The sequence below is a fragment of the Paenarthrobacter nitroguajacolicus genome (assembly GCF_031455195.1).
In the GTDB taxonomy this organism is placed as follows: Bacteria; Actinomycetota; Actinomycetes; order Actinomycetales; family Micrococcaceae; genus Arthrobacter; species Arthrobacter nitroguajacolicus_D.
The window spans coordinates 115,756-127,476 of the sequence record NZ_JAVDSH010000003.1 but is presented as its reverse complement, the minus strand read 5'-3'; the positions used below and the strand labels follow the sequence as shown (position 1 = coordinate 127,476).

At 62.9% G+C, this 11,721-nt stretch carries 14 protein-coding genes; 7 read left to right on the top strand and 7 right to left on the bottom strand.

Features of this window, described 5'->3' with window-relative positions; all coding sequences use genetic code 11:
- The first annotated feature begins 11 nt into the window (after window positions 1-11).
- Entirely contained in the window at window positions 12-623 is a 612-nt protein-coding gene (locus tag J2Y68_RS07955) for a hypothetical protein (RefSeq protein ID WP_211714287.1), read from the top strand.
- Window position 624: 1 nt separating this feature from the next.
- On the opposite strand, the gene J2Y68_RS07950 is transcribed toward J2Y68_RS07955, so the two are convergent.
- Both J2Y68_RS07950 and dapD read right to left on the bottom strand, forming a co-directional pair.
- On the bottom strand, window positions 625-1,467 hold the full coding sequence (locus J2Y68_RS07950; RefSeq protein WP_309991928.1) for a hypothetical protein: 843 nt from the start codon (window positions 1,465-1,467) through the stop codon (window positions 625-627).
- A gap of 13 nt (window positions 1,468-1,480) precedes the next feature.
- Complete coding sequence (dapD, locus tag J2Y68_RS07945; protein WP_309991925.1) at window positions 1,481-2,506, bottom strand: 2,3,4,5-tetrahydropyridine-2,6-dicarboxylate N-succinyltransferase; 1,026 nt, start codon at window positions 2,504-2,506, stop codon at window positions 1,481-1,483.
- Between the two features lie 85 nt (window positions 2,507-2,591).
- Between dapD and dapE the strand changes: the two genes are divergently transcribed.
- The gene (gene dapE, locus J2Y68_RS07940; RefSeq protein ID WP_309991921.1) at window positions 2,592-3,713 is read left to right on the top strand and encodes a succinyl-diaminopimelate desuccinylase; all 1,122 of its coding nucleotides are present in this window, start codon (window positions 2,592-2,594) and stop codon (window positions 3,711-3,713) included.
- A 60-nt stretch (window positions 3,714-3,773) separates the two neighbouring features.
- On the opposite strand, the gene J2Y68_RS07935 is transcribed toward dapE, so the two are convergent.
- The 4 genes from J2Y68_RS07935 to J2Y68_RS07920 form a co-directional block, all read right to left on the bottom strand.
- Window positions 3,774-4,676 carry an amino acid ABC transporter permease gene (locus J2Y68_RS07935; RefSeq protein ID WP_309991917.1) on the bottom strand — a complete coding sequence of 301 codons (903 nt, stop codon included), beginning with the start codon at window positions 4,674-4,676 and terminating at the stop codon, window positions 3,774-3,776.
- The gene (locus tag J2Y68_RS07930; protein ID WP_257369277.1) at window positions 4,673-5,323 is read right to left on the bottom strand and encodes an amino acid ABC transporter permease; all 651 of its coding nucleotides are present in this window, start codon (window positions 5,321-5,323) and stop codon (window positions 4,673-4,675) included. Before J2Y68_RS07930 ends, J2Y68_RS07935 begins: the two co-directional genes overlap by 4 nt.
- A gap of 91 nt (window positions 5,324-5,414) precedes the next feature.
- Complete coding sequence (locus tag J2Y68_RS07925) at window positions 5,415-6,293, bottom strand: glutamate ABC transporter substrate-binding protein (RefSeq protein WP_309991913.1); 879 nt, start codon at window positions 6,291-6,293, stop codon at window positions 5,415-5,417.
- A 74-nt stretch (window positions 6,294-6,367) separates the two neighbouring features.
- On the bottom strand, window positions 6,368-7,123 hold the full coding sequence (locus J2Y68_RS07920; RefSeq protein WP_235516869.1) for an amino acid ABC transporter ATP-binding protein: 756 nt from the start codon (window positions 7,121-7,123) through the stop codon (window positions 6,368-6,370).
- Between the two features lie 163 nt (window positions 7,124-7,286).
- Between J2Y68_RS07920 and J2Y68_RS07915 the strand changes: the two genes are divergently transcribed.
- The 4 genes from J2Y68_RS07915 (at window position 7,287) to J2Y68_RS07900 (ending at window position 10,151) form a co-directional block, all read left to right on the top strand.
- Entirely contained in the window at window positions 7,287-8,123 is an 837-nt protein-coding gene (locus J2Y68_RS07915; protein WP_309991910.1) for an LOG family protein, read from the top strand.
- A gap of 18 nt (window positions 8,124-8,141) precedes the next feature.
- Complete coding sequence (locus J2Y68_RS07910; RefSeq protein ID WP_309991908.1) at window positions 8,142-8,483, top strand: DivIVA domain-containing protein; 342 nt, start codon at window positions 8,142-8,144, stop codon at window positions 8,481-8,483.
- 77 nt (window positions 8,484-8,560) lie between these two features.
- Window positions 8,561-9,757 (top strand): hypothetical protein, encoded by a 1,197-nt coding sequence (locus tag J2Y68_RS07905; RefSeq protein WP_309992599.1) that lies wholly within the window; start codon window positions 8,561-8,563, stop codon window positions 9,755-9,757.
- 226 nt (window positions 9,758-9,983) lie between these two features.
- Window positions 9,984-10,151 (top strand): DUF3117 domain-containing protein, encoded by a 168-nt coding sequence (locus tag J2Y68_RS07900; protein ID WP_211714277.1) that lies wholly within the window; start codon window positions 9,984-9,986, stop codon window positions 10,149-10,151.
- Between the two features lie 77 nt (window positions 10,152-10,228).
- Here J2Y68_RS07900 and J2Y68_RS07895 read toward each other — a convergent pair whose 3' ends face one another.
- Window positions 10,229-10,861, bottom strand: a complete 633-nt coding sequence (locus tag J2Y68_RS07895) for an O-methyltransferase (RefSeq protein WP_211714276.1) — start codon at window positions 10,859-10,861, stop codon at window positions 10,229-10,231.
- 236 nt (window positions 10,862-11,097) lie between these two features.
- Here J2Y68_RS07895 and sigE point away from each other — a divergent pair, with 236 nt between their 5' ends.
- Window positions 11,098-11,721: an RNA polymerase sigma factor SigE gene (gene sigE, locus J2Y68_RS07890; RefSeq protein ID WP_211714275.1), complete on the top strand. Its 624-nt coding sequence runs from the start codon at window positions 11,098-11,100 to the stop codon at window positions 11,719-11,721.

Sequence of the window (11,721 nt, the reverse complement as noted above, 5' to 3'; positions counted from 1 at the left end):
GAGGAATTCGGATGCATGAGTCGGGCGGCCCGGGATGGCGCATCACCATGGACACATCAGGGCCGATGCTCATCGCCTTGTACTTGCGCGACATTGCCGGTCTTGACGATGCCGGTACACCGCTGCTGTCCCACGCGGCCCCCAAGGTCCGGCACGCCGACCATAGCCACCTTACGTCGGATGTAGGAGGCATCCAGGCCCTCAAGACCGAGTGGGAGGCCTGGTGGGAGAGCCTCGTTAAGTCGTATCCCAAGCCGGCCTCGGAACTGGCGCCGCCCAGCTTCAAGGCTTTCGGGAATTCGCCGGCCCTCCAGCGTGTCCTGCAGGCCCATTTTGGTTCAGCCCTTGGCTGGGCAACGGACAGGATCGACGAGTACGCGGACCTGGAAGCGGCGCGCGAGGCGAATGGCGTCACCCACGTGCTGAACGAGATGGTGGAGGACAGGCTCCTGGAGGTCGGGAGGAGTTCGCGTGACTTCGAGCTCACCATCATCGAACTCCCGCTCAACGAACCCCGTGCCTGGTATCTGGAGCCCAACACCATGATCATGAGCCATCGGCTCCTGTCGGAGCCGGATGTGTTCCGCAGTTACGTCCAGCCGGTGGTAGAGCTCCTGGCCTGACTCAAGTGGTGGGGGCGGACACCGTGATGGTGACGGGGCCGGATGGGGCCGCCGACGCTTGCCAGCCGTTCCGCTTCTCCCGGTTCCAGGTCTGGCCGGCAACATCAACCTGCGTGATGGACAGCGTCTTGGCATTCGCCACCGCCCAATGAGCCACAGCCCAGGCTTGGGTTCCGGCGATATCCAACTGCACCGTACGGCCCTGGACCGTGGCCGCCTGGGTGCCGAACGCCGTCGAAAGTTCATCGACGACGGCGGCAGGGTCGCCCGCCGCTTCCGGCATGCGCAGTTCGCAGTTCAGTGAAGACTCCGAGTGTCCGGTCAGCGCCGAAGCGAAGGCCCGGCCCATCGGCTCATGCTGGGCGTAGGCGCGCGGGAACGCTGAGCGCTGGACGGCTTGCGCGGCCTGGGTGATCTCCATGGTTTCGAAGCCGGGCACTTTGACCAGCCCGTCGTAAAACGCGTTGGTTGCATACACGGGGTCCATCACTTGGGCTTCCGTGCCCCAGCCCTGCGAGGGCCGTTGCTGGAACAGGCCGCGGGAGTCGGGGCCGGCGTCGTCACCGTAGTTGATGTTGCGGAGCCTGGACTCCTGCATCGCCGTGGCGAGGGCGATGCTCGCGGCACGCGGGGGAAGGCCCCGCTTGACGGAGATCGCGGAGATCAGCGAAGCGTTGGCGGCCTGGTCCGTGGCCAGTTCGTGGCTTTCAGAACCCACGACGGCGACGCAGCGCTCCGTAACCAGGGTTTCGGAGCGCTGCAGTACAACTACGATCGCGTAGATGGCCCCTGCTACGAGGGCCAATGCCAGCACCGCAACGATGGCGCGGCGGAACCGGCGCACGGATTTCCTCCTGCTAGTTGGCGTGAAGTGCCTCGTTCAGCTCCACCGTCTGGCCCTTGCGCGGAAGGACTTCCACGCCGCCGGTGGTGGAGTTGCGGCGGAAGAGCAGGTTGGGGACTCCGGAGAGTTCAACGGCCTTGATGATCTTGCTGGTGTCCTCGCCGTTCTCGTCCTTGGGGCCAGGAACCCGAACACGGGTTCCTGCCGTGACGTACAGGCCGGCTTCGACCACGGAATCATCGCCGATGCTGATGCCCACGCCGGAGTTGGCGCCGAGCAGGACGCGCTCACCCAGAGCAATCTTTTCCTTGCCGCCACCGGAGAGTGTGCCCATGATGGACGCTCCACCGCCGACGTCCGTTCCGTCGCCAGCCACGACGCCGGCCGAGATGCGGCCTTCCACCATGGAGGTGCCGAGGGTTCCGGCGTTGAAGTTCACGAAGCCTTCGTGCATCACGGTGGTGCCTTCGGCGAGGTGGGCGCCGAGGCGGACGCGGTCGGCGTCGGCAATGCGCACACCGGAGGGGACCACGTAGTCAACCATGCGCGGGAACTTGTCCACGCCGTAAACCACCACGTTGCCGCGCTTGCGCAGGCGTGCGCGGGTCAACTCGAAGCCGTCAACCGCTGCGGGGCCGAAGTTGGTCCACACGACGTTGGGAAGCTTGCCGAAGACGCCGTCCAGGTTGATGCTGTTCGGCGTGACCAGTCGGTGCGAGAGGAGGTGCAGGCGGAGGTAGGCATCCGCGGTGTCAGCCGGGGCGGCGTCGAGGTCGATCTGTGCGAAGACCACCTTCTGCTCGGTGCCGCGATCTGCATCCTTGCTATCGTCCGCGAGTGCTGTCAGCGCAGGATCGGCGTTCTCCACGTCCCTCAGGGAGTCAGCTGCGACGCCCAAAGCTGGGGCCGGGTACCAGACGTCCAGCACGGTTGCTTCCCCGGACGCCGAGGTGGCGATGGTGGCGAGGCCGAATCCGTAGGCCGATCGGTTGTTTACGGGCGCCTGTGCGGGCGCAGCGGAGGAAGCAGTTTCAGTCATGGGCCAAGTCTATCCAGCAGGCAGAGGTCGGTTAAAACCCGTCTCACGCCACAGAAGTCGCATTTGCGGGCATTAGGCTGGACGGGTGACCCAGATTCCTGCTCCCGCCCTCCTTGACCTGCGCCAGGACGTTGCCTTGCTGACTGCCGCAATTATCGACTTCAACAGCGTTTCCGGTAATGAGACTGAGCTCGCCGACGCCGTTGAGTCCGCTTTGCGCGCCATCCCTGCCTATACCGTGATCCGGGACGGCGACGCCATCATTGCACGTACCGAACTTGGCCGCTCCGAGCGCGTTATCCTGGCCGGGCACCTGGACACCGTGCCCCTGCCCACCGTGGAGGGATCGCTGGGCACCGTACCGGCCACGTGGGAATCCGGCGTTCCTGGTGAAGGCGTCCTCTATGGCCGTGGCACCACGGACATGAAGGGCGGCGTCGCTGTTCAGCTTGCCCTCGCGGCAACAATGTTCGACGACGGCAGGCAGCCGGACAAGGACGTCACCTTCGTCTTCTACGACCATGAGGAAGTGGAAGCGGTCAAGAGCGGGCTCGGACGCTTGGTCCGCAATCACGGGGACCTGTTGGAGGGTGACTTCGCGATCCTGCTGGAGCCAACCCACGGCACGGTGGAGGGTGGTTGCAACGGCACCAGCCGCTTCGAGGCCACCACCGTTGGCGAAACTGCCCACTCAGCGCGGGCATGGATGGGTGTGAACGCGATCCACGCGGCAGCCCCTATCCTGGCCCGGCTCGCCGCCTACCAGCCGCAGACCATCAATGTGGACGGCCTCGATTACCGCGAGAGCCTCAACGCGGTGAAAATCAACGGTGGGACTGCGGGTAACGTCATCCCGGACCGCTGCGTGGTTGAGATCAACTATCGCTTCGCCCCTGACAAGACCCCGGACCAGGCAGAAGCCCACGTCCGCGAACTCCTGGAGGGGTTCGACGTCGTCCGCACCGACGCTGCCGCCGGCGCGCGGCCAGGACTCAACCACCCCGCCGCGGCGTCCTTCGTTGCCGCTGTCGGTGCTGAACCGAAGCCCAAATACGGATGGACCGACGTCGCGCGTTTCAGCGAGCTGGGCATCCCGGCTGTGAACTTCGGCCCCGGCGACCCACTGCTGGCACACAAGGACAACGAACACGTCGACGCCGATGCCATCCGTGAGTGCCTGCGGGCACTGAGGACGTGGCTGGCTTAGCCCGCGAACAAGAAGGTCCGCAGCCTGGTGGCTGCGGACCTTCTTTGCGTGGTGCGGAGATTACTTCTTTTCCGGGTTCTCCGCGCCAGGAACCACGTTCTGCGCAACGGGGTCGTTGCCGGTCCCTTCGAGGCCAGTGCGAATAGTCATCGGAGCCATGCCACCCGCGGCCTTCTTGGAGCCGCGGCGCTCAATCAGGATCGCAATCCGGGACACCGTCAGGTTGATCAGGATGTAGATCGCAGCGCCCACAAAGAAAGCCGGGAACAGGAAGTCCGGGCCCAGGAAGTCGGCCATGATCTGAATCTTCCGGAGGAGTTCCTCGTAGCCCACGATGTAGCCCAGCGAGGTGTCCTTCAGCAGGACCACCAGCTGTGCCACCAGTGACGGAAGCATGCGGCGGACGGCCTGCGGGAACTCGATGGACATCCGGGACTGGAAGCTCCGCAGGCCAATTGCCAGGCCCGCTTCGCGTTGTCCCTTGGGCAGCGACTGGATGCCTGCACGGAGGATTTCGGCAAAGATGGCGGCGTTGTATAGCGTCAGGCCCACCACCACTGCCTGGAACTGTCCGGTGGCGAAGACCAGCAGGATGAACAACATCATGAGGACCACGGGCATGCCACGCAGGAATTCCAGCACCACCTGGGTGGGGATACGGATCCAGGCGATCAGGGAAATCCGCAGCAGGCACAGCGCAATGCCGAGGGGGAAAGCGATGACCGCTGCTACCGCTGCTGCTGCCAGCGTGGAGAGGATGCCCTGCCCAATGAGGCTCCAGACATCGGGGGCCATGGGACCGTAGAAGATTTCCCAACGCTCGGAGTCGAAGATGCCCTGTTGTGCCAGGGTGGTCACCGCAATGGCGAGTACGCCCAGGATGATCAGGATGCCGACGGCGGAGCCGATGAGCGAGTAGAGGCGGGCCTTGGGCCCGGGGACGTCGTACAGAACCGAGGTCATCGGGCAATCGCCACCTTACGTTCAACAAAGTGAGCCAGGAGGCCCAGCGGCACTGTGATCAGGAGGTAGAAGAATGCCACCCCAAGGAGGATCCAGAGGACCTGGTCGCCGTAGTCGTTGGAGAGCTTGCGACCGTAGCCGAAAAGCTCAAGGACGAAGAAGGCGCCGGCTACCGAGGAGTTTTTGACCAAGGCGATCAGAATATTGATCAACGGCGGAATCACGGTACGGACAGCCTGGGGAAGGACAATGAAGCCCAAGACCTGGATAAAGGTCATGCCGATACTTCGGGCAGCTTCGGCCTGCCCCACCGGCACGCTGTTGACGCCGGAACGGACTGCTTCAGCGATGAAAGCGGCTGTGTAGCTGCTCAAAGCGATGATGGCAGCCACTTCGAATTGTTCGAACTTGACGCCCAACCGCGGAAGGACGATGGCTGCGAAAAAGAAGATGATGGTGAGGGGAGTGTTTCGGGCGACTTCAACGTAGAACGTGCTGAATCCGCGGAGGGCAGCCACGGGGGAGACCCTCATGGCCGCCAGGATTGTCCCGACGATGAGGGCAATGATTCCTGAAATGACGGAAAGGTAAAGGGTTCGGAGAAATCCGTCCCAGTATTGGGGGAGGCTTGCTATGACGGCGTCCATGGGTTCCTTTGGCTGCAGCTAATCAGGGAACAGGGTCCTGGATTCGTCAACTGCCGCCGTCCATCGGGCGGCGGCAGCTGACTTGTCCCGACTAGTAGCGGTTGATCGCAGGAAGTTCAGGCGTGGTCTTGATGACCTTGCCTGCCGTGGCTTCCCAGGCCTTCTTGTACGTGCCGTCCTTCTCGAAGCCCTCAAGCTGGTCGTTGATCCAGTTGCGGAAGACAGTATCGTCCTTCTTCAGGCCGATGCCGTAAGGCTCCTTGGTGAAGGTCGTGTCCGAAGCGAGCTTGAAGGCGTCCGGTTCCTTGTCGACGTAGCCGGCGAGGATGACGTTGTCGGTGGTCACAGCCACAACCTGCTTGTTACGCAGCGGCTCAAGGCAAGCGGTGTAGGTTGCGGCAGGGACAACCTCTGCGCCGTACTTCTCAGCGATGGTCTTGGCAGGGGTGGACCCGGTGACGGAGCAAACTTTCTTGCCCTTGACGTCCTCGGGCTTGGTGATGGAGTTGTCGTCCTTGTTCACCAGCAATGCCTGGCCGGCTTCGTAGTACGGTCCGGCGAAAGCCACCTTTTCCTTACGGGCATCGTTGATGGTGTAGGTAGCGATGACGAGGTCAACGCGGCCCTGCTCGATGAACGATTCGCGGTTCTGGGAGACGGTCTCCACCCATTCGATCTTGTCGGCCGGGATGCCCAGCTTGGCGGCGATTGCCTTGCCCATTTCAACGTCGAAACCGACAGGCTTGCCATCAAGGCCCTTCTGGCCGAAGAGCGGCTGGTCGAACTTGGTGCCGATGGTGATCTTCTGCGCCTTGTTCAGCTTCTCCATCGTGGTGCCGGCATCGAAGCTCGCCGAAGCAACAGGAGGAGTGGTGGAGCTGCCGCCACCGCCGCAAGCGCTCAGCGAGAGGGCGAGCACGGCAGAAGCTGCCACCAGGAGCGACTTCCTCCGGGTAATAAAAGCCTTCATGACATTCCTTTCATTGGTTGGCCGTCGTACGGCCACAGTGCGGTCTCTACAGCCGGGGTGCGGGCGGTGAGGAGTTAGTGGGTCAGAAGCTTGGACAGGAAGTCCTTGGCGCGATCGCTCTTCGGGTTAGTGAAGAACTCCTCGGGAGTTGCGTCTTCCACGATCTGGCCATCCGCCATGAACACCACGCGGTCAGCGGCCTTGCGGGCAAAGCCCATCTCATGGGTGACCACGATCATGGTCATGCCTTCCTTGGCCAGCTGGATCATGACGTCCAGGACTTCGTTGATCATTTCGGGGTCCAGTGCGGAGGTGGGCTCATCAAAGAGCATCACCTTCGGCTTCATGGCCAAGGCACGGGCGATGGCTACGCGCTGCTGCTGCCCACCTGACAACTGGGCGGGCAGCTTCGGAGCCTGGTGTCCCACGCCGACGCGCTCAAGGAGGGCCATGGCTTCCTTGTCAGCCGTACCTTTGGCCACCTTCTTGACCTTGATCGGACCCAGCGTGACGTTCTCAAGAATCGTCTTGTGGGCGAACAGGTTGAAGGACTGGAAGACCATTCCGACGTCGGCCCGCAGGTGGGCGAGGTCCTTGCCTTCTTCGGGGAGTTTCTTCCCGTCAATGGCAATAGCGCCGTCGTCGATCGTTTCCAAGCGGTTGATCGCGCGGCACAAGGTGGACTTGCCGGAGCCTGACGGTCCGATGACCACCACGACTTCGCCCTTCCTAACCTGCAGGTTGATGTCTTTCAGGACGTGCAATTGACCGTAATGCTTATTGACGCCGTTCAGTGAGACGAGGGCATCGCCGGACGCTTGAGTAGTCATACGAAGAATCTAGCGAACAAAGACGCAAATATGACCACGGTCACGGCAACTTCCCCAAGATCGTGACTGAACAGAAACCTGTCCTTCAGCGATATACCAGACTGCAATGCAACAGGCGGGTCGCTGGGACGGAGCAGGGGTCCATAGGGACTAGCCTTGGGCAATGAGCATCAGCCAGCACCCAGTTCCCCATCCGGATGCCAACGGACGCGTCAAGGCCACCCATGTGCCCCTGCCGTCTGAAATAGCGCCTGCCAAGCACAAGGGCTCCTTGGAGCTTCGCCGCAAACAGGCCGATACGGGGATGTCGGACCAGCATTTGCTGGACACGAGCGGTGCCGGCCAGTTCATCCATACGGACCCTTGGCGCGTCCTTCGGATCCAGAGCGAATTCGTTGAGGGCTTCGGTGCCTTGGCCGACCTGGGGCCGGCTGTGAGCGTGTTCGGTTCGGCACGGACCAAGCCGGGAACCGAGTACTACGAGATGGCTGTCGAGGTTGGTCGAAAGCTCGCCGAAGCCGGAGTCGCGGTCATTACCGGCGGCGGACCGGGTTCCATGGAGGCAGCCAACAAGGGTGCCGTAGAGGGCAACGGGGTCTCCGTCGGCCTGGGCATCGAGCTTCCCTTCGAACAGGGCCTCAACCAGTGGGTGGACCTTGGTATCAACTTCAGGTACTTCTTTGCCCGCAAAACCATGTTCGTCAAGTACGCCCAGGGCTTCGTTGTCCTGCCAGGCGGCCTCGGCACCCTGGACGAACTTTTCGAGGCCATGGTCCTCGTCCAGACGCGCAAGGTGACCTCGTTCCCGATTGTGCTGTTGGGAGTCCGGTTCTGGGGGCCCATGATCGAGTGGATCAGGGAAACATTGGTGGCAGAGGGAATGGTGTCCGAAAAGGACCTCGACCTGATCCAGTTGGTCGATGACCCGGCAGACGCCGTCCACCGCGTGCTCCATGGTTCGCCGCTGCCCAGCCCCACCGGAGAGCAACGCCCGGAGTAGCAAGGGGTTTCTGGCACCATGGACCCTGTGAGCTTTTTTCTGGTGTTTGTAGCGATTGTCCTGGTTGGCGCTGCCCTCTTTGTGGGTGCGGGAATCGTTCGCGGTCGCTCCATGGGGGCTGGGCTCGATGATCCAACTCCCAACCTGCCTCCTGTCCTGCTGCCGTCGGACGCCAAGCCGTCCGACGTCGATACGGTCCGGTTCGCCTTGGGCCTGCGGGGTTACCGGATGGACCAGGTGGACCAGGTGCTCGATGAGCTCCGGGAACAGTTGCAGGCGAAGGACAGCGAGATCGAGAGGCTCAAAGCGCTCACACCGCAGCGGCCCGGCGGCGACGAGAACACCCGGGCCAAGCAGTGAGTTCCCGGGCTCCGATCCCGGCCGGAGTGGGACCCACGGCACGCCTTTCCCGCGTAGTGTCGGACGCCGGCGCACGGATGGCCGGGTGGCCGTGGTGGCTTCAGGTTGCCGTGGCCTTCGTCGTCGCCCGTTTGGTCAGCGCCTGCATCTTCATGGCGGCCGCAGTGCAGCAAGGAACCAACCCATGGTTTGCGCCGGCTCCGGACTACTGGAACTTCATCACCATCTGGGACGGACGCTGGTACCAGGAGGCAGTTGACGACGGCTACCCGACCGTCCTGCCCATCGACCAAAACGGCGTGGTGAAGGAAAACGCCTGGGCCTTCTATCCGTTGTTTCCTTTTCTCGCGCGGGGGCTTTCGGCCGTCACCGGGCTGGGCACCCTCCCCGCGCTCACTGCCATAGCGATGGTGGCAGGGCTTGCAGCCGCCCTGGTCATTCACCAGCTCTTCAGGGAGGTCGCGGGCAGGCGCACAGCCATGTGGGGCGTCATCTTCGTTTCGACCTTCCCCGTCTCGCCCATCCTCCAGGTCCCATACGCGGAGTCCCTGAACCTCCTGCTCCTTGCCGCGTCCCTGCTGTTGGTCGTGCGGCGGCATTACCTGGCTGCCATCCCCGTGGTTTTCCTGATGGCCCTGTCCCGGCCTGCGGGGGTGCCGTTCGCGGCGATGGTGGGTCTCCTGTTCCTCTGGCAGCTATGGCAGCGTTTCGGGCCGGCAAGGAATGTACAGGGCATCAGTGGCGGCAACCAGCCCCTGTCTACGCGAAGCCTGTTGTCGCTGGGTGCCCTGGTGGGAGCCACATGTATCGCAGCCCTCGCCTGGCCAGCCATAGCCTGGGCGGCCACAGGCGACCCGGCGGCCTACACCCGCACGGAAACGGCTTGGCGCGGACATGACCTGGTGCCCTTCAAGCCCTGGTTTGACACCGGCCGGATGCTTTTTGGTCCTGTCCTGGGCGTGCTCGCCCCCTTCGTCTTCACGGCTTTGTTCGTGCTGGTCATGATCTCCAGGCCCGTGCGGGCGCTGGGTACGGAGCTCCGGCTATGGTGCGCCTGCTACATGGGATACCTGCTGGTGTTCCTGCACCCGCAAACCAGTACCTTCCGGATGCTCCTGCCGCTGTTTCCCCTGGCCCTGGCAACTGCGATGCTGTCCAGGTCCAAGGCGTACCGGGGAACCGTCGTCGTCATGTTCATCCTCCTCCAGATCGTCTGGGTGGTATGGCTCTGGGCATGGGCCCCTTTGCCCGGTGGCGGCGATTATCCGCCCTGACGTGGAGCTTTGTTCCGGAACGGCAATATGTACAAAGCCCTGACAAACAGGCTGTTGATTTCGTTACGGACGGGTAAGTACGGGATAATGGACTACTAGCAAGGACAAAGCACCTAAAGTGCCCGGCCAAGGCGGCCTCCCAAGCGGTGCCGCCGGCTGCAATTGCTACGCGGATCCAGCCCGGCCGGGTTGGGCGTACTTGGGACAAATGGAGGGGATTTTCCTAATGGCGGCTATGAAACCACGTACTGGCGACGGCCCTATGGAAGTTACCAAGGAGGGACGCAGCCTGATCATGCGTGTGCCGCTCGAAGGTGGGGGCCGGCTTGTGGTCGAGCTCAACGCCTCCGAAGCGGAGAACCTCAAGGAATGCCTCGTAGGTGTGACCGAATAGATTTACCAGGCAGGGCCCGGCGGAAGCTGGAGCCCTGCTTTGAGTTTAAGGGCCGCGCCGTTCGACGCGGCTCCCCGCTACTTCTTGACTGCCACCAGAAGTCCGTCGCCCGTTGGGAGCATGGCCGAAGCCAGGCGCTCGTCGTCGCGGATGGCTTTGCCGATCTGGCGCAGGACCACTGTGGTGGCGTCCCGCGCCGCGGGGTTGGAGACGCGGTCCTTATCCAGGGCGTCATTGATGACCAAAGTGCCACCGGACTTAAGCAGGCGCACCGCCTGTTCAACGTATTTGGGGAAGTTCGGCTTGTCCGCGTCGATGAAGACGAGGTCGTACGCCGAATCCGTCAGGCGAGGCAACACATCCGCCGCCCGGCCGGAGATCGTACGCGTACGGTTTGCCGGGCTGCCGGATTCCAGGAACGCTTCGCGCGCGGCTTTCAGGTGCTCAACGTCGACGTCGATGGTTGTCAGGACCGCCTGCGGGCTGAGGCCCCGCAGCAGGCAGACGCCGGAAACGCCGGCCCCGGAGCCGACTTCAACTACTGTCTGCGCCTTCGAGGCGGCAGCAAGGACTGTCAGTACCGCACCAACACCCGGGCTGATCGGGGTAACACCCAGCTCGAAAGACCGCTCCCGGGCACGCAACAAGACGTCGTCCTCAGCCGGCAGATCTTCTGCATAGGACCAGCTGGTTGACTTGTCGGCACTCATGAAGGATTCGCTTTCCGCGGGTAGGGGTGTTTGTACCAGACTACTGCGTTGCCCCGCGTAAACCCGCTGTTGGGGGAGTGGCATGCGGCTGTGTCCACTGACGTTTTCCGCCCTGCGGAGAAAACGGCGGCCAGTCAGGAAATTCCCAGATAACCTTGGGATGATATTGCTCCGGTCATCCATGAGGTGGGCGGCACCGGTTTCTTCGGTGAACCACAGTTTGAGGGGAGTGGACGATGCCGGCATCGCATGCTGCGCCAGTCCAAACATCAGAAGGCCTCGAGGCCGTTGCCGAATGGGTCATGCCCAGCTGGGAGGAAGTGGTTGCGAACCACTCCGCCAAGGTATATCGCCTCGCCTACCGCCTGACCGGCAACAAGTTCGACGCCGAAGACCTCACTCAGGAGGTCTTCGTCCGCGTGTTCCGTTCGCTTGAGAACTTCAAGCCGGGAACATTGGACGGCTGGTTGCACCGCATCACCACCAACCTTTTCCTCGACCAGGCACGCCGTAAGAGCCGCATCCGCTTTGACGCACTTGCCGAGGACGCCGAGTCCCGGCTTCCTGGCCGCGAGCCCGGACCCGAGCAGAGCTTTGAGCACAACAATCTTGACCTGGACGTCCAGCGGGCGCTGGAGGAGCTGCCGCCCGACTTCCGCGCCGCCGTCGTCCTTTGTGATCTTGAAGGCCTCTCCTATGACGAAGTCGCCGAGGCGCTTGGTGTGAAGCTGGGGACCGTCAGGTCCCGTATCCACCGTGGCAGGACCATGCTGCGCGAGAAGCTGGCCCACCGCGATCCCCGACCCGCCGAGGCGCGTAAGCCACGCTTGAAGATGCCCCGCATCGCCAGTATCCACTAG

What these genes read in the sequence shown, in the direction of transcription:
- J2Y68_RS07955 (WP_211714287.1), top strand. Translation starts at nt 12, where the DNA reads ATGCATGAGTCGGGCGGCCCGGGATGGCGCATCACCATGGACACATCA.
- dapD (WP_309991925.1), bottom strand. Translation starts at nt 2,506, where the DNA reads ATGACTGAAACTGCTTCCTCCGCTGCGCCCGCACAGGCGCCCGTAAAC.
- J2Y68_RS07935 (WP_309991917.1), bottom strand. Translation starts at nt 4,676, where the DNA reads ATGACCTCGGTTCTGTACGACGTCCCCGGGCCCAAGGCCCGCCTCTAC.
- J2Y68_RS07930 (WP_257369277.1), bottom strand. Translation starts at nt 5,323, where the DNA reads ATGGACGCCGTCATAGCAAGCCTCCCCCAATACTGGGACGGATTTCTC.
- J2Y68_RS07925 (WP_309991913.1), bottom strand. Translation starts at nt 6,293, where the DNA reads ATGAAGGCTTTTATTACCCGGAGGAAGTCGCTCCTGGTGGCAGCTTCT.
- J2Y68_RS07920 (WP_235516869.1), bottom strand. Translation starts at nt 7,123, where the DNA reads ATGACTACTCAAGCGTCCGGCGATGCCCTCGTCTCACTGAACGGCGTC.
- J2Y68_RS07915 (WP_309991910.1), top strand. Translation starts at nt 7,287, where the DNA reads ATGAGCATCAGCCAGCACCCAGTTCCCCATCCGGATGCCAACGGACGC.
- J2Y68_RS07910 (WP_309991908.1), top strand. Translation starts at nt 8,142, where the DNA reads ATGGACCCTGTGAGCTTTTTTCTGGTGTTTGTAGCGATTGTCCTGGTT.
- J2Y68_RS07905 (WP_309992599.1), top strand. Translation starts at nt 8,561, where the DNA reads ATGGCCGGGTGGCCGTGGTGGCTTCAGGTTGCCGTGGCCTTCGTCGTC.
- J2Y68_RS07900 (WP_211714277.1), top strand. Translation starts at nt 9,984, where the DNA reads ATGGCGGCTATGAAACCACGTACTGGCGACGGCCCTATGGAAGTTACC.
- J2Y68_RS07895 (WP_211714276.1), bottom strand. Translation starts at nt 10,861, where the DNA reads ATGAGTGCCGACAAGTCAACCAGCTGGTCCTATGCAGAAGATCTGCCG.
- sigE (WP_211714275.1), top strand. Translation starts at nt 11,098, where the DNA reads ATGCCGGCATCGCATGCTGCGCCAGTCCAAACATCAGAAGGCCTCGAG.